Origin of the sequence: Bacillus sp. Pc3 (genome assembly GCF_000815145.1) — a bacterium.
GTDB lineage: Bacteria > Bacillota > Bacilli > Bacillales > Bacillaceae > Bacillus > Bacillus velezensis.
The window spans coordinates 2701331-2716235 of record NZ_CP010406.1 but is presented as its reverse complement, the minus strand read 5'-3'; the positions used below and the strand labels follow the sequence as shown (position 1 = coordinate 2716235).

17 protein-coding genes, 1 tRNA gene and 2 pseudogenes are annotated in these 14905 nt (G+C 42.7%); 8 read left to right on the top strand and 12 right to left on the bottom strand.

Annotated features, from left to right (window positions below; all coding sequences use genetic code 11):
• Window positions 1-67: 67 nt before the first annotated feature.
• Window positions 68-1516 (top strand): carboxylesterase/lipase family protein, encoded by a 1449-nt coding sequence (locus tag SB24_RS12895; RefSeq protein ID WP_039253752.1) that lies wholly within the window; start codon window positions 68-70, stop codon window positions 1514-1516.
• Between the two features lie 38 nt (window positions 1517-1554).
• Here SB24_RS12895 and SB24_RS12890 read toward each other — a convergent pair whose 3' ends face one another.
• Together SB24_RS12890 and SB24_RS12885 are read right to left on the bottom strand one after the other, a co-directional pair.
• Complete coding sequence (locus SB24_RS12890) at window positions 1555-2085, bottom strand: dihydrofolate reductase family protein (protein WP_007407397.1); 531 nt, start codon at window positions 2083-2085, stop codon at window positions 1555-1557.
• Window positions 2086-2164: 79 nt separating this feature from the next.
• Complete coding sequence (locus SB24_RS12885; protein WP_039253749.1) at window positions 2165-2794, bottom strand: YczE/YyaS/YitT family protein; 630 nt, start codon at window positions 2792-2794, stop codon at window positions 2165-2167.
• 134 nt (window positions 2795-2928) lie between these two features.
• Here SB24_RS12885 and SB24_RS12880 point away from each other — a divergent pair, with 134 nt between their 5' ends.
• Window positions 2929-3447, top strand: coding sequence for a spermidine/spermine N(1)-acetyltransferase (locus tag SB24_RS12880; RefSeq protein WP_039253746.1), 519 nt, complete (start codon window positions 2929-2931; stop codon window positions 3445-3447).
• Window positions 3448-3488: 41 nt separating this feature from the next.
• Here the strand turns inward: SB24_RS12880 and SB24_RS12875 are convergent, their stop codons facing one another.
• From SB24_RS12875 to SB24_RS12865, 4 genes and pseudogenes are all read right to left on the bottom strand, one after another.
• On the bottom strand, window positions 3489-3977 hold the full coding sequence (locus SB24_RS12875; protein ID WP_039253743.1) for a phenolic acid decarboxylase: 489 nt from the start codon (window positions 3975-3977) through the stop codon (window positions 3489-3491).
• Window positions 3978-3998: 21 nt separating this feature from the next.
• A pseudogene (locus tag SB24_RS19655) lies at window positions 3999-4160 on the bottom strand (DUF3237 family protein); the annotation flags it as partial.
• Between the two features lie 251 nt (window positions 4161-4411).
• Window positions 4412-4696 (bottom strand): DUF1433 domain-containing protein, encoded by a 285-nt coding sequence (locus SB24_RS12870; protein WP_050515838.1) that lies wholly within the window; start codon window positions 4694-4696, stop codon window positions 4412-4414.
• A 131-nt stretch (window positions 4697-4827) separates the two neighbouring features.
• Entirely contained in the window at window positions 4828-5142 is a 315-nt protein-coding gene (locus SB24_RS12865) for a DUF1433 domain-containing protein (protein ID WP_033575182.1), read from the bottom strand.
• A 56-nt stretch (window positions 5143-5198) separates the two neighbouring features.
• Here SB24_RS12865 and SB24_RS12860 point away from each other — a divergent pair.
• Window positions 5199-5555, top strand: a pseudogene (locus SB24_RS12860) (lipase); the annotation flags it as partial.
• A gap of 238 nt (window positions 5556-5793) precedes the next feature.
• Here SB24_RS12860 and SB24_RS12855 read toward each other — a convergent pair.
• On the bottom strand, window positions 5794-6081 hold the full coding sequence (locus SB24_RS12855; protein WP_025285326.1) for a DUF1433 domain-containing protein: 288 nt from the start codon (window positions 6079-6081) through the stop codon (window positions 5794-5796).
• Window positions 6082-6321: 240 nt separating this feature from the next.
• On the opposite strand from SB24_RS12855, the gene SB24_RS20440 reads away from it, so the two are divergent.
• Window positions 6322-6447 (top strand): hypothetical protein, encoded by a 126-nt coding sequence (locus SB24_RS20440; protein ID WP_015387666.1) that lies wholly within the window; start codon window positions 6322-6324, stop codon window positions 6445-6447.
• Window positions 6448-6542: 95 nt separating this feature from the next.
• Here the strand turns inward: SB24_RS20440 and SB24_RS12850 are convergent, their stop codons facing one another.
• A complete protein-coding gene (locus SB24_RS12850) occupies window positions 6543-6887 on the bottom strand; it encodes a DUF1433 domain-containing protein (RefSeq protein ID WP_039253733.1) in 345 nt (114 codons plus the stop codon).
• A 53-nt stretch (window positions 6888-6940) separates the two neighbouring features.
• Between SB24_RS12850 and SB24_RS12845 the strand changes: the two genes are divergently transcribed.
• A complete protein-coding gene (locus SB24_RS12845) occupies window positions 6941-8362 on the top strand; it encodes a lipase (protein ID WP_033575185.1) in 1422 nt (473 codons plus the stop codon).
• Window positions 8363-8378: 16 nt separating this feature from the next.
• Entirely contained in the window at window positions 8379-8690 is a 312-nt protein-coding gene (locus tag SB24_RS12840) for a hypothetical protein (RefSeq protein ID WP_039253731.1), read from the top strand.
• Between the two features lie 59 nt (window positions 8691-8749).
• On the opposite strand, the gene SB24_RS12835 is transcribed toward SB24_RS12840, so the two are convergent.
• From SB24_RS12835 to SB24_RS12825, 3 genes are all read right to left on the bottom strand, one after another.
• Window positions 8750-8825: transfer RNA gene (locus tag SB24_RS12835), tRNA-Arg, on the bottom strand.
• Window positions 8826-9041: 216 nt separating this feature from the next.
• A complete protein-coding gene (locus tag SB24_RS12830; protein ID WP_015418283.1) occupies window positions 9042-10511 on the bottom strand; it encodes a glycoside hydrolase family 32 protein in 1470 nt (489 codons plus the stop codon).
• Window positions 10512-10525: 14 nt separating this feature from the next.
• Window positions 10526-11758: an MFS transporter gene (locus SB24_RS12825; protein ID WP_033575186.1), complete on the bottom strand. Its 1233-nt coding sequence runs from the start codon at window positions 11756-11758 to the stop codon at window positions 10526-10528.
• A 391-nt stretch (window positions 11759-12149) separates the two neighbouring features.
• Between SB24_RS12825 and SB24_RS12820 the strand changes: the two genes are divergently transcribed.
• Together SB24_RS12820 and clpP are read left to right on the top strand one after the other, a co-directional pair.
• On the top strand, window positions 12150-13124 hold the full coding sequence (locus SB24_RS12820; RefSeq protein ID WP_039253726.1) for a LacI family DNA-binding transcriptional regulator: 975 nt from the start codon (window positions 12150-12152) through the stop codon (window positions 13122-13124).
• A 247-nt stretch (window positions 13125-13371) separates the two neighbouring features.
• A complete protein-coding gene (gene clpP / locus SB24_RS12815) occupies window positions 13372-13968 on the top strand; it encodes an ATP-dependent Clp endopeptidase proteolytic subunit ClpP (RefSeq protein WP_003151513.1) in 597 nt (198 codons plus the stop codon).
• Window positions 13969-14010: 42 nt separating this feature from the next.
• Here clpP and SB24_RS12810 read toward each other — a convergent pair whose 3' ends face one another.
• On the bottom strand, window positions 14011-14871 hold the full coding sequence (locus tag SB24_RS12810; protein WP_033575187.1) for a LysR family transcriptional regulator: 861 nt from the start codon (window positions 14869-14871) through the stop codon (window positions 14011-14013).
• Between the last annotated feature and the right edge of the window lie 34 nt (window positions 14872-14905).

Below are 14905 nucleotides of genomic sequence, written 5' to 3'. Positions count from 1 at the left end.
AAAAGGCTTTTATTCGCTTCATGTCTTCATCTCTGTTTATAATGAAAAGAAAAAAGGGGATGAAATCATGACAAAACTTACCGTTCAAACCCGCTCCGGCGCACTGAAAGGAACTGCCGGCCGCGGTGCCCGCACATGGAAGGGCATACCGTACGCGAAGCCGCCCGTCGGAGAGCTCAGATTTAAAGCGCCGGAGCCGCCCGCACCTTGGGACGGCGTAAAACATGCCGATTCGTTCGGACCGGTTTGTCCGCAGCCGGATGATATGCTGTCTATATCGTTTTCCGGAGATGTACCGCCTCAATCTGAAGATTGCCTTTACCTCAATGTTTTCGCCCCCGATTCAGAGGGCGAAAAAAAGCCTGTCATGGTATGGATACACGGCGGGGCATTTTATTTAGGTGCCGGAAGCGAACCGCTTTACGACGGATCTGCCCTTGCCGCTGACGGAGATGTCATTGTAGTGACACTCAATTACAGGCTCGGACCGTTCGGCTTTTTACATTTGTCTTCTATTCATGACGCGTATTCCGCCAATATCGGGCTGCTCGATCAGATCGCCGCGCTGCGCTGGGTGAGGGACAATATCTCCGAATTCGGAGGAGACCCGGATAACGTCACGATATTTGGTGAATCGGCAGGCGGCATGAGCATCGCCTCCCTTATGGCAATGCCTGACGCAAAAGGCCTGTTTCATAAAGCCATTTTAGAAAGCGGCGCCTCTCATACGATCCCGGCGGACATGGCAAAAGACATCGCGGCGGCATTTATTCATGAAGCCGGCACTGATCAATTGCAGGAGCTTTCCGTTAATGACCTGCTTAAGACTGCGGATAAAGTGCGGCGCTCACTAGATCAAAACATTTTTCAACTTTTGTTTCAGCCCGCCATCGATCCGGCCACATTGCCTGCGGAACCGGTGAAAGCCATAGCAAACGGAGCCGCAGAAGGCATACCTATGATCATCGGAACCAATCGTGATGAAGCATATTTGTTTTTCACCCCTGATACAGACATTCATTCCGAGAAAAAGCAGCAAGATTATTTGCATTATCATCTCGGAGAGAACTGCACCGAGCAAGCGGCAGATTTATATCCGCATTCATTAAAGGGACAAATCGATATGATGACGGATCTGATTTTCTGGCGGCCGGCTGTCGCTTTCGCACAAGGACAGTCGCAGCACGCACCGGTCTGGATGTACCGCTTTGATTGGCATGGCGAAACACCGCCGTTTCATAAAGCCGTTCACGCTCTGGAATTGCCGTTTGTGTTCGGAAACTTTGATTCTTTGAGAAAGACGCTGCAAGAACCGCTCGGTGATGACGCAGAACAGCTTTCCAAACAAATCCAATCCGCATGGCTCGCTTTTGCAAAAACCGGAAACCCGAACACCTCTCACTTCAATTGGCCTGAATATGATACCGATTCACGCGAAACTTTGCTTTTCAACACGGATACCGCTGTCGAAAGTGATCCCGATTCAGCAAAACGCCGCATCCTGTTTCAAGCATAAAAAACGCCAAGGGAGCCGGCTCCCTTGGCGTTTCGTTTTCATCTTACTTCATAATGCAACTCCGCAAATTGCTTATAGCGCCTGACATCAGTCAGCTTCAGACCTGTCTCCCGGTCTCCGGGTTTGAACAAAGAAATTCCGCGGCCGAGCAGAACGGGTGCGATCTGAATGATAAACTCATCGACAAGTTTTTCCTCCAAAACCGGGTGCAGCAGATCACTCCCGCCGACAATCCAAATCCGCTTGCCTTCTTGGCGTTTCAATGCTTTTATAAAATCGGCAGGCTCTTCATGAATAAACCGCACATGTTCAGTGCCCCCGGTCAATGTCCGCGAAAACACATAGCATTCTTTACCTTTGTACGGAAATTCCTCAGGCAATAAAACCAATATTTCCTCGTATGTTTTTCTGCCCATGATGATCGTATCGACAGATTCATAGAAAGCTTCATAATCGGTGCCGTCTTCACCTTCAGTTCCGATTAACCAATCTAAAGAATGATTTTCCCGCGCAAGATAGCCATCTGCGCTGACAGCTCCGTAAAAAACGAGCTTTCTTTGACCGCTCATAAAAATCCCTCCCCCTTTTTTATTATACCTTAAACATGCGGGTGAAATGAAAAATAATAGAATCGGGTAAAAACCGCCGTTACCGGGTTTTCGTTTCTTCCTGCTTTGGAGATGCTGTTAATATGCCGTCTATCCATCTTCCGGTAATCGGCATAAAGAAATGAAGGATGATCCCGCCTAAACAAACGGTTAATAACGTTCCGATGCCTACCGGACCTTTTAGCATCACGGCCAGTATGAAAAATATGAAGTAAATGACCGTTCTTGAAAAAAAGATGCTTCTCCCGGTTAATTCGCGGACAATTAGCGTTAACCGATCAACCGGGATCGGTGCGAAATTTGTGTGCAGGTAGGTTGCGGTTCCTATCCCTATCACAACTAAACCGATTGCAAAACAGCCCGCCTTTCCGTACCATAGTTCAGGCGTTATGATTCGGTGCAGGAAAAAAAGCCACATATCAATCCCGATTCCCGTTATAAACGCCGTAATCATCCCTGTAAATTCCGGTCTTTGTCTTTTTAACATTGAATTACAGCAAATTAACAGGAAAGCGATGATGATTTCCCAGCTTCCCACGGTAAGCCCTGCATGGACGGATAATCCCACAATAAGCGCATCAAAAGGAGACGTTCCAAGATCTGATTGAATCGTGACAGAAATACCAAAGGTCAAGATCATGATTCCTAAAACATAAAAAACATATTTCACTTTATCGTCCTCATTTTCTTATTTTATGTTGCAAATACAACAAAAATACGGTATGTTTACTATACGGTATTTTCATTGCAAATACAACAAAAAAATCAGCTGATATGATAAATGAAGAAAGGAGCTGTATGACCATGAGTATTCAATTAAAAAAGTGCAGCCTTAACGATATAACAGAGCTTCGGGAGATAAGCATTGAAACATTCAATGATACATTTAAAGATCAAAATTCACCTGAAAATATGAAAGCTTATTTGGAAAATGCATTCCGCTCTGAACAGCTGAAAAAGGAATTATCCAATCCGTCTTCTCAATTTTATTTTATTTATTATCATGATGACCTTGCGGGGTATGTAAAAGTCAACATGAACGAAGCACAGTCAGAAAAAATGGGGGAAGATTCTCTTGAGATTGAGAGAATTTATATAAGAAAAAGCCATCAGAAACACGGGCTTGGCAAATATCTGCTGAATGAAGCTGTGAAAATCGCAACAGCACACAATAAAAAGAACATCTGGCTGGGCGTATGGGAAAAAAACGAAAATGCAATCGCCTTTTATCAAAAAATGGGGTTTGTCCAAACCGGAGAACACTCTTTTTATATGGGGGATGATAAACAAGTCGACTTTATCATGACCAAAACCCTGTCGTAAAAGGATACAAAAAACCCGGCCAAGCTGCCGGGTTTTTTCTCTTATTTTAATTTTCTCGCACGGATATCATCGGTCATTCCTTCGTACGGCGCTTCTGAAATCAATGTTTCGTTATTGATTCCCGCATTGTTGAGATACGTAATATCCGCAAACTCGGGAACGACATATTTCGGGTACGTTTCATATTTCTCACGTGACTCTTTCATCACGTCAATGTAATCATTTTGGTAGCACACCGTGATTTCCGGATGCTCATGCACCCATTTCGGGAAGAAAATAATTCCGTGCATCCGTTTTTCATTCGGCATAAAGTTTAAGGAAACATCTGTGCCTGTCGGTTCAGTCCATGACACTTTGTATACGCCTTCTGTCAGCTTGACGATATTCACTTCCTGGTCGCGCACCCAGCGGCCGCCTACCATTCCGCTATGAATCCGATAGTCGATCGTATGATCATTTTTAATATAGATTTCATACTCCCAGCCGTTTTCATACGTGTAAATCATATGGCTTCCGATAAAGTTTTCCATGTTGACTCACTCTCCATCTTATTATTGAACTTCATAAATATCTAACCGAATGTCATCCGGCCATCTGATCGCAGCCCCGATAAACAGCCGGTCCTGCAGATGCTGATATGCCTCGCTGCTTGTTTCAAATACAGGCACAGTGCGGAAGTAAACATACTCGGGATCAATGATGCGGTTCACTGAATCATTGATGACTTTTTTAAAGAAGGTTCATTCAAGACGTATCACCTCCCGAGGTATTATGTTCACTTAAACATGTAACTATTTACACGTTCAATTGTAACGCTGTTAAAATGGACTGTCAAATAATGAGCTGCCTCTGATAAAGTTTACCCGGAAAAAGAGGTGTTCAACAAAAAAGACAAGGGCGGCACATGCCGAAACCCTTGTCTTTTTCGTTAAGCTCATCTATAAAAACGCAGACGAGCGTCTTCTTAGTAATCACAATCTTTATCTCTGCATTCATTCTTTCTTACAGCGTCTATTGAGTGCCCCATGATCTTGTCATTTGCCTTATCATAAATACCATCGAATTTATTCGATGTATCACCGTTGTAATAGCCAAATACCTCTATCCCGCCCATTGGATCTATCTCGTATTTATCTTTAAATGTAACGTTATGTATGCCTTCATAATTCGCTTTGATAAATTTCTCCATTCGTTCTTGAGCAATCTTTATCTCTTCAGCCTGAACATTTTTATCATTCATACTCTTCATTATAAAACCTCCGGCTGCTATCAAGATAATGAACATAATAATATATTTTTTCACAGAATCATCCGTTCCATGAGTGATGATGAAGCTCGCGGACTGGAAAAAATGGTCGGTGACAGGTGTATTTAGGCGTCTTAAGATTTTTCTTCCGCATCCAAAGAGGAGCTCCCTATTTTGTCACCTACAGGATCATATAAGCCGTCAAATTCTTTAGTTTTATCACCGTTTAGATACCCCTCAACTGTAATTCCGCCGGTTGGATCAATAAAATAATCATCATAAGAAATTTTCTCTATACCCTTGTACTCGCTACGCAAGTATTCGGTCATTTTACTTTTGGCTTTTTCAAAAAGAGCCTTTTCTTCCTTTTTCACATCATATTGATGCTTCATAATCAACCCTACAACAGTTATAATTAACACCAGTACAATAATAAAGTATTTTTTCAAAAAAAATCATTCCTTTCCCTACCCTATTTTACATGACAAGAAAGGCGCTATATATCTTGAGCAAGAAAATCAGGACTTCAAACCTGACAGATGAAACATATTACAGGATGAGTCAAGGTGCTTATAACTATGACTATCTTAAAAGGAAATTGGAGAAGAACGATTATATACGTATTAATTCTTCCATTTCAAAACCTACTTACTGGTACGTCGATCAAATAAAATCGGACAACGATACCGGACTTGATGCGGTTGTTCTGTCACAAGCTGAAAAGAAAAACGGAAAATGGATAAAATCAAAAAATCCCGAAAACGTGGTCGTCACCTTTGCGGGAACCGATATCGCAAAAGACCCGATCTTTGACTGCGGGAATATTGTTTTCGGAAATGATCCGAAAACAGAAGTGTATTACAAGGAGAAAAACAAGAATGGCTACTCTTTAAGGAAAGGGATTTATCCGTTAGAGTTTTTGGGGCCAGCCAATAATTTAAAATGACGCCAGTTAGGCGTCTTAAGATTTTTCTTCCGTATCCACAGAGGAGCTCCCTATTTTGTCATCTGGAGGATCATATAAACCGGCAAATTCGTTTGGAATTACATTATTCAAAAATCACTAAATTGTATTTTCGCCAGCAAATCCAGCGTCTTTTTTAGTATTCACATTCTTTTTCCTGACATTCGGGTTTCTCTTCTGCATCGACTGACGAAACTCCTATTTCATCATTCGTTTTGTCATAAAGTCCAAAAAATTCTTTTTCCTTATTACCATTCAAGTACCCCTTCACGGAAATACCACCCATAGGATTTATTTTATAATCGTTAATGTATGTAATTTGCTTTATATTTTTGTAATTAGCTTTTATATAGCTTTCCATTTTATTTTTCGCTTGGTTAAAAAGTTCTTGCTCTGCTTCTTTTTTATCATGGTGGTACTTCATGTAGATACTTCCTGACGCTATAGTTATTACAAATATCAGGACAACCATGTATTTCTTCACAGACTCATCCTTTCTTAGATTAAATTTACACCAACCTCAGAGTGTTGTACATGTCTAAAAAATATCAATGTATCAAGTATCAGTGATCGAGAATACTTTTATATAAGCGTTAGTTAGACTATCCTAAAAGTGTGCGAATTTCTACAAAAGCTTATAGTTAGATCTAGGTTAAATGAAGTGATGAAGGAGAAAGGAATTCAAATCCAGAAGGAATTGGCTGATTTAGTTGGTTCTACTGAGGCTGCGATAAGCAGATTTAAAACAAATACAAGATATGATATCACAACACTATTCATTATTAACTGAGGATTAAATGTACCTATGGAAGATTTGTTTTATGTCGAGGAGATAGAGTAAGAGCAATAAAACAAAATTAGTCCAGCTCGATTGAGCTGGCTAATTTATCTTGTACAAAGCTTATCTTTACATTCTTCTTTGGGTTCGGCATCAACCGTATACGACAATATTTCTTTATTGCCTGGATCATATAGACCTTCAAACTCTTTTTTTCCATTCGTATAACCCTTAATACTAATACCACCCATTGGATTAATATGGTAATCCTCAGAAAAATGGATATTATCCACATTTTTATAGTTCGTTGTTAAAAACTTTTCCATATGATTCTGGGCTTCTTCGAATAACGCAATCTCTTTTTCCTTTTGATCATACTGATGCTTCATAAAAAGTCCCCCAACTGCTATAATTATTAAAATAAGGATAATTATGTACTGTTTCTTTTTCATTTGGAAATCAATCCTTTCCTATCTTATTTTACAAAAATAAGGAGGCAATGTATATGAATCACAAGATTAAAGTTCCAAAATTAACAGATAAAATTTATTATACGCTAAGTCAGGAATCTTACAACCACGAAAGATTAGTTGATAAATTGAAAACGGGGAAACCGATACAAACAGACCAACAAACTTATTGGTACGTTGAGAAAATAAAAACTGACGAAGATACCGGATTGGACGCAGTTGTACTATCACAAGGAGAAAAAACACAAGATGGAAAATGGACAAAATCAAAAAACCCCGAAAACGTGGTCGTCGCCTTTGCGGGAACCGATATCGGAAAAGACCCGATTAATGACGGCGTAAAAGCGGACGGCGGCAATATTGTTTTCGGAAATGATCCGAAAAAAGAAGTACATTATATTGTAAAAAAAGACGCAAAGGATACATCGAAAACATTCGGAGCCTATCACGGAACGCCCTCTCAAGACGCCATGCTCACAACCGGAAAGTATAAGCTGATGACGAAAACTTCGCAAATCGATCAAGCCGATCAGCTGGTACGCGGCGTAAAGAAAAAGTATGCCGGAACGTCAACGATTATTTCAACAACCGGCCATTCACTCGGCGGCGCTGAGGCCGAATACAGCGCTGTGAATAATGATGTGTATGCCGTCGCGTTTAACAGCCCTTCCGTCGTAAAACTGCACGATGAAGAAACACAGAAAGACATCAACAGCGGCATATACGATCCATACATCCGGTCAATTATCAATCCGGACGACATGGTCGGGGCGGGTTATTGGAACGAATATGACCGCCACAACGGGACAACGATTTATACGAAAAACCCCTCACTCTCACAGTTCAGCCGAAAGCAGCGGCTTGATGGGAACTTAAACGAGCAGATCAGCAAGAATCTCGCTTATTTCTTTACTACCGTCATTCTGAGAAATCCGGATACACACGGCTTAAACGAAGCGAATTTCATATTTGACCGAAACGGAAACATCACAAATCCGAACGGAGATGAGTTAGTCTTCGATAAAAATCTCGGCGCTCTTCTGCCGGCCGGTGCGATCGGAAGCGGAGACGCGATAAAAGTAACGCCGAAAAACGCAAAGAAGCTGGCTGAAAAGGTGCAGGCCATGACTGAGGATTTGCGGACGATGAAAAAAGAAGCGCAGAACGCCTATCAGGAGCACGATGAAAAAATCGCCGAGCTGAAAACAGAATTTTACGGCCAAGTCGGACACGGCTTGTTTGATCAGCTTCAAGCACAGGACGTGACCAATACAATTGAAGATATTGCGCAATCCTACGATAAAGGCCCGATTTTTTACGACACTCAGACTGAGCAAGCGTTTATTGATTCTTTGCAGGCCGCGATCACGGACCTTGAAGAGATCGGCGGATTCTTACATAAAATAGCGGACGAATTTCAGGAAAAAGACCAGATGCTCGCAAACTGGTTAAGATGATAGAGGTGGATACATAATGCCGACATTAGACGAACTTTTAGAACATAAGGATGACCCGATGAAGAAAAGGCTTCAGCGGCAAATGCTGAAAACTGTCATGACGCAGGCAGCGGGAACAAAACTGGAAACAGTGCGCCAAACGCTGAAGCCGACATTCGAAATGGACACATTGAAAGATGAATTATATGAAGTGTATTCAGCACTATTGAACAGCTTTGAAGGCAAGGCGCAAAAAGCTCTTGCGCAGCGGATCAGCGAAAGTGCGCGGCTGATTGCCGGAACCGAACATAACAGAGACACATTCGTTAACAGTTTCAAAACAAGATAAAATAAAAAAACCTCGCAGATTTATCATCTGCGAGGTTTTTCCTATCGTCTTAACTGAGACGCGCTCGGAGGGATTCGAACCCCCGACAGACGTGGTACCGGAAACCACCGCTCTATCCAACTGAGCTACGAGCGCACGTTTTTTCAATCAGATACCTTTATATTATAATAAAGAAACGCGCAGAAAGCAACTCTTTTTTGATAATGCACAACAGGATTATGCAGCGTCCTCATGCAGCATAATCCTGCATCGTTTACCGGCATTGATTTTCACAAAAAACCCATTTCAGGCGGACTGCCTCCCGGCTCGGTTCATTTTCAATCACTGCAGAAAAAGCGGTAATCACCCGTTTCAGCTTTTTTTCCAAATATCTTTTAACGTCCAATAGGTGAATTCCTCAACCTTTACGGCGCCTTTCTCAGAAAACAGCTCAATCCCCAATCTGCCTTCATTCGGATAAATACGGCTTGTCATCGTTGTTTCTCCATGATTGGCGAATACTTCAATCGAGGATCTGTCAATAAAGATACGCAGCGCCAGCTTGCCGTTTGTATCCGTCTGCACCCTTCTCACACCGTCTTTCGCTTTCCCCATCTTGGTGCAATCAAGTGTCAGCTTTTTATCCGTTAGATTGTATGTCAGCACAAGTTCTTCTTCGTCAAGGCCGCGAATCTTAAAGCCTGCTGTTTCGGCATCGGAATCGTTTACATCAAACACGGCTCGGACTTCAAGCAGGTCTTCGGACGTCTTTGCCAAGTAACTCCCTGAAACCGATCGTCCGGCACATTCCCGATATTCCATTTTCCGCAGCTGCTTGGTTTCTTCCACGGGATTCATCAAAAGTTTATGATCATCACGCAAAGTCAGTTCTCGCGGCAAAGTCAGTGCACCGCACCATCCGTCCGCTTTTGTCGGCATCTCAGATTCCCACATATCCATCCACCCGATAGCAATTCTGCGTCCTTTATCATCTAATAATGTTTGCACGGCGTAAAAGTCATGGCCGTGATCCAATTCTTTAAAAGCGCCGTGTGTAAATTTGTTTGTTCCATCATGATAGTCACCGATTAAATAGCCGGTTTGATGTAAATTTTGATAGGAATCACCGTCCGCCTCGATCCCCTGAGGCGAAATCAGCAGGACATGCTTGCCGCCTAATTCAAAGAAATCAGGACATTCCCACATATAGCCGAGATTACCGTCACTTTGGGCGAGAACACCCGCGTATTCCCAATCACGCAAATCAGGTGAACGGTATAAAACGACCCGTCCGACGTTTTCTTTTGAAGAGTTGCCGATGACCATATACCAAACATCGCGATGCTTCCATACTTTCGGATCGCGGAAATGACGGGCGCTGTCTTCCGGCGGTTCCGCAATAACAGGGTTTTCCTGAAGCTTTTCAAACACGATTCCATCTTGGCTGACAGCGATATTTTGAGTTTGATAGAATAGGTCTTTCTCTTGATCAATTATATTATGTCCTGTATAGATGAGGGCTAATCTTCCATGATCATCGACCGCGCTTCCCGAAAAACAGCCGCTTTGGTCGAATGCATCGCCTGGAGCTAAGGCAACCGGCAGGTGCTCCCAATGAATGAGATCTTTACTTTTTACATGTCCCCAATGCATCGGCCCCCAATGCTCATCATACGGATGATGCTGAAAAAAGACGTGGTATTCTCCTTTAAACTGAATAAGCCCGTTCGGATCATTGATCCAATTCGCCCGGGGCATAATATGGTACCCCAATCGATATCTTTGTTTCACTTTACCCTCGGCTTCCTTCAAAGCTTCTTCCGCCTGCTGAATTCTATCCATTTGTAACATCCTCTCTATCCGATTTTTTGCGGACGCTGGACACGCCTGCTGTTTTGTTTCGGGCCCGATAAAGTAAATATGGAGATGACGGTAAAACCGAAGACGACGATTCCCATGATGAGATAGGTTTGACGGAACCCCGCACTGTCATATAATCCTCCCGCAAGCGGCGACAGAATCGACGCGCCTGCCTGAGATGCGAATTGAAAACCGACGAGATAAAGGACGGACGACAGACGCGTATCAAAATTGGCAGCCAAATATTTAAAAACGGCGATCAGCATAATCGGCAATTCCAGTGCGTGGATGAGTTTCATTGATGAAATGCCTACAGGCTCAACTGCAATTCCGGACCCGACGATGCGGAAAGCCATTAAAAACCCCGCTAAAATCAAACTGTTTTTCGCCCCGAACTTATTGACGATAAAAGGCGCAAGAAACATCATGCCGGCCTCCAAAAACACCTGGAATGAATTCAGATAGCCGAATACTTGGTTACCCGTCGACACTGAAGGAAACAAAGACGCATAGTAGATCGGGAACTGCTGATCATATACGCCGTAAATGCAAGTCACCCCGATAATGTACAGCATAAAAAACCAGAAATCTCTTAGTAAAAAGAGCCGCCCCACGTCTTTTAACCGGACCGAATCCGCTCTGTTTTTCTCATGATCGGTCATTTCTATTTTCACAGACATGATAATGGCCGTTAATATGACGGCTGATACAGACGCGATCCAGAAGTTGATATTGGGATTGATGTTGAAAAGCTGCCCCGCAAAAAATGCAGCCGCCGCCCAGCCCAGCGAGCCCCACATTCTTGATTTTCCATACTCGAAATCATACTTACGGCTGACCTTTTCAATGTACGTTTCAATCGCGCCTATCCCCGCCAAAAAAGCGGCTCCCAAATATAAGCCTCCGACAACGGCGCCAAGAAAGACGTTGTATTGTAAAAGCGGCCCATAGACGAAGATATAAAACGGACCCGTGAATATGAGAAGACAGCTGATCATAAACAATATCTTTTTCTTCAGCCCCAATTTGTCAGAGATAAAACCGTAAAGAGGCTGCATGCATAGGGCAAATACGGCGTTTACAGAAAAGATAATGCCTGTCGCTGATCCGTTTAAATTGATTTCCTGCCCTAACCAAATCGCAAATAAAGAATAGCTGGAAGACCAAGTAAAAAAGAAAAAGAAGAAATAAGCACTCAGTTTCCAATACAGACTTTTTGAGCTTTTCATTTGCACCGCTCCTTTAATAGGACCTTTTAATAGCCGTTTTAGAGCCGCATACTTCCTTCTTCATTTTCATCACATACATACGACCCCCTGAGTAAGCGCTTACTTTCTATCACTGCTTAATTCTTTCACTTTATTGCCGCCAGCCATCTCTCCATACCCGCCACTTCCCTTCACTTCTTAAATAAAGCGCTTTCAAAAAGAATTGTATGTCAACCGGTTCCATATGTCAATCGGTTGACATACAATTTTCTGATTATTTTAATCAAACAAAACGCACCCTCTTTATATGAAAACAGAAACATGGAATGTCCTTGCACATGTCAGCCTGATTCTCTAAAATAAGTGCGTGACGGAAATTGTAAGCCATTTCAGTAAGCAGGAGGGCACGGGAATGAAGCCTAACATTCATGATGTTGCGAAAATAGCGGGAGTTTCATCTACAACCGTTTCGCGGGTATTAAATAACCGCGGCTATATCAGCGAAAAAACAAAAGAAAAAGTGTACAAGGCGATGGAAGAAATCAATTACTTTCCAAACGATCTGGCCCGCTCTTTATTCCGAAAACGAACCAATTTAATAGGGCTTATCATCCCAAACTCCAGCAACCCGTTTTTCGGCGAACTCGCCTTTCATATTGAAAGCATTTGTACGTCCATGGGCTACAAACTGCTGCTTTGCAACAGTTTACATCGAAAGGATAAGGAAGAAAAATATTTGGAGATGCTGATAAGAAACCAAGTGGACGGCGTGATCGCCGTGACTTACAACCGGGGAATTCTCAATGATCACAAGCAAAATCTGCCGATTGTCGCCATTGATCATTACTTATCGGACACGATTCCCGTCGTCGGCTCAGACAACTATGACGGCGGAAAAAAGGCGGCAGAACTGCTGATTGAAAAAGGGTGCCGGCACATCGTCCATATCAACGGCCCGATTGAACTCGAAACACCGGCAAACCTCAGAAGAAAAGCATACGAAGACGTCATGCATGAACACGGACGGAAGCCTATTACATATGAAGTACCCTTTTATCAGCATTACCATGACATTATTTCAACATTATTCGATGAACAGCCTGACACCGACGGAATTTTTGCCAGCGATGATATCATGGCGGCTGCAGTGATGACCGAGGCCAAAAAACGGGGAATGGACATCCCGAATCAATTAAAAGTGATCGGTTATGACGGCACTGAAACCGTTCAATCGGTTCTGCCGGACTTGGCAACCATCCAGCAGCCGATTGAATTGATTTCCAAAACAGCCATCGAGATTTTAGCAAAAGAAATTGAAGGCGAATTTGATGATTTGCCGCTGGAAACGTATTTGCCGGTACGGCTTTTGGAAGGGCGGACAACGTAGTCAGACCGTTCAGCCGTACGTAGCGACGCGATTGCGGTCTATTTTGAGCGCTCCGGCCATATCATTTTCTCAAGGCTCCGGCGCTGATCATCCTCATTTCCACTTTGCTGTTTGAACTTTTTGTTTTATGGGAAAAATGGTGTTAGAAGAAAAGGTTGGCATTTTGGTCAGCGTTTTGTTTGACCTTTATTGACCAAAAATGTATCATGTAAATACATACTTACCTAAAAGGTGAAGGAGGAGCATTATGAATTTAATACCTACAGTCATTGAACAAACGAACCGCGGAGAAAGAGCTTATGACATTTACTCCCGTCTTTTGAAGGACCGTATTATCATGCTTGGATCTGCGATTGATGACAACGTTGCGAACTCCATCGTGTCACAGCTTTTATTCCTTGAAGCGGAAGACCCTGAAAAAGATATTTCCATTTACATTAACAGCCCTGGCGGATCAATCACTGCCGGCATGGCAATCTATGATACAATGCAGTTCATTAAACCGAAAGTATCCACGATCTGCATCGGTATGGCCGCTTCTATGGGAGCATTTTTACTTGCAGCCGGAGAAAAAGGCAAACGTTACGCGCTTCCTAACAGTGAAGTTATGATTCACCAGCCGCTTGGCGGAGCGCAAGGACAGGCGACAGAAATTGAAATCGCGGCAAAACGCATTCTCTTGCTTCGCGACAAATTAAACAAAGTGCTTGCTGAACGTACCGGCCAGCCGCTTGAAGTCATTGAGCGCGATACAGACCGCGACAACTTCAAATCAGCTGATGAAGCCTTAGAATACGGCTTAATCGATAAAGTGCTGACACGCAATACAGAAGACCAGAAGTAATGCCAAAAAACCTGCAAGAGCTGATGTCTCTTGCAGGTTTTTTTATGCTTTATTCCCATTCAAAAAAGTAATGAATGCTTTGACGACAGATAATTCTAACGCTGAAGAATTATACATAAGCCAAGTATCGCGTATCACAGGCTCGTTATTTTTATAGGATAGCGCCAATGTGTATAATTCATCAGAAGGCTGAAGACAGATTTCCGGCACAACAGAATAACCGAGACCGTTTTTCACCATCTCTTTACAGGTTTCCTGCCTGTCTACCTCCATCGCAATGAAAGGCGGTTCGGTAAATTGGTTATTCCACCATTTTTGAATCAAACTTTTCAAAGAAGCATCAGTTTGATAATAAATCATCGGCAATTTGGGAAGGTCCTCACTGTTGATTTCAGTTTTTGAAATAAGGTACAGTCTCTCTTCATTTAGCAGTTGTTTTTTCCCTTGCCAATCATAATCTCCCCTCATAATCCCAAGGTGTACCCCCGAATGATGAAGCAGATCCATCACCTTCGCACTCCATCCCGTATTGACGTGGAATTGAACAGATGGATACTGATCAGAAAACCGTTTTAGAATCGCCGGGAGCTTATACTGAGCAAAATTGCTTGAGACTCCTAATCTGAGAACCCCGCTGACTTCATGGCTCATATTGAGCATATCATCCTTCACTCTTCTGAATTCCTGCAGCATCTCTTTCGAATAATCAACCAGATGTTCACCTTCTGAAGTGAACTCCATCCCTTTTTTTCTTTTATAAAAAAGGCGCACTCCGAATTGTGCTTCCAGGTTTTTGAGCCGATAACTTAACGCCGGCTGTGTCATATATAATCGCTCTGCCGCCTTCGTCATATTTTTTTCTTCGAATAATGTAATGAGCACAATCCAATCCTTTTCATCCATATGAAATCCCCCAAAATATTTTTCTGCTATAAAA

Excerpts from the sequence above, each read along its gene's own strand:
- SB24_RS12840 (WP_039253731.1), top strand. The coding sequence starts at position 8,379 with ATGCCGACATTAGACGAACTTTTAGAACATAAGGATGACCCGATGAAG.
- SB24_RS12895 (WP_039253752.1), top strand. The coding sequence starts at position 68 with ATGACAAAACTTACCGTTCAAACCCGCTCCGGCGCACTGAAAGGAACT.
- SB24_RS12830 (WP_015418283.1), bottom strand. The coding sequence starts at position 10,511 with ATGGATAGAATTCAGCAGGCGGAAGAAGCTTTGAAGGAAGCCGAGGGT.
- SB24_RS12845 (WP_033575185.1), top strand. The coding sequence starts at position 6,941 with ATGAATCACAAGATTAAAGTTCCAAAATTAACAGATAAAATTTATTAT.
- SB24_RS20440 (WP_015387666.1), top strand. The coding sequence starts at position 6,322 with ATGAAGGAGAAAGGAATTCAAATCCAGAAGGAATTGGCTGATTTAGTT.
- SB24_RS12850 (WP_039253733.1), bottom strand. The coding sequence starts at position 6,887 with ATGAAAAAGAAACAGTACATAATTATCCTTATTTTAATAATTATAGCA.
- SB24_RS12870 (WP_050515838.1), bottom strand. The coding sequence starts at position 4,696 with ATGAAGAGTATGAATGATAAAAATGTTCAGGCTGAAGAGATAAAGATT.
- SB24_RS12810 (WP_033575187.1), bottom strand. The coding sequence starts at position 14,871 with ATGGATGAAAAGGATTGGATTGTGCTCATTACATTATTCGAAGAAAAA.
- SB24_RS12825 (WP_033575186.1), bottom strand. The coding sequence starts at position 11,758 with ATGAAAAGCTCAAAAAGTCTGTATTGGAAACTGAGTGCTTATTTCTTC.
- clpP (WP_003151513.1), top strand. The coding sequence starts at position 13,372 with ATGAATTTAATACCTACAGTCATTGAACAAACGAACCGCGGAGAAAGA.
- SB24_RS12855 (WP_025285326.1), bottom strand. The coding sequence starts at position 6,081 with ATGAAGTACCACCATGATAAAAAAGAAGCAGAGCAAGAACTTTTTAAC.
- SB24_RS12880 (WP_039253746.1), top strand. The coding sequence starts at position 2,929 with ATGAGTATTCAATTAAAAAAGTGCAGCCTTAACGATATAACAGAGCTT.
- SB24_RS12890 (WP_007407397.1), bottom strand. The coding sequence starts at position 2,085 with ATGAGCGGTCAAAGAAAGCTCGTTTTTTACGGAGCTGTCAGCGCAGAT.
- SB24_RS12875 (WP_039253743.1), bottom strand. The coding sequence starts at position 3,977 with ATGGAAAACTTTATCGGAAGCCATATGATTTACACGTATGAAAACGGC.
- SB24_RS12820 (WP_039253726.1), top strand. The coding sequence starts at position 12,150 with ATGAAGCCTAACATTCATGATGTTGCGAAAATAGCGGGAGTTTCATCT.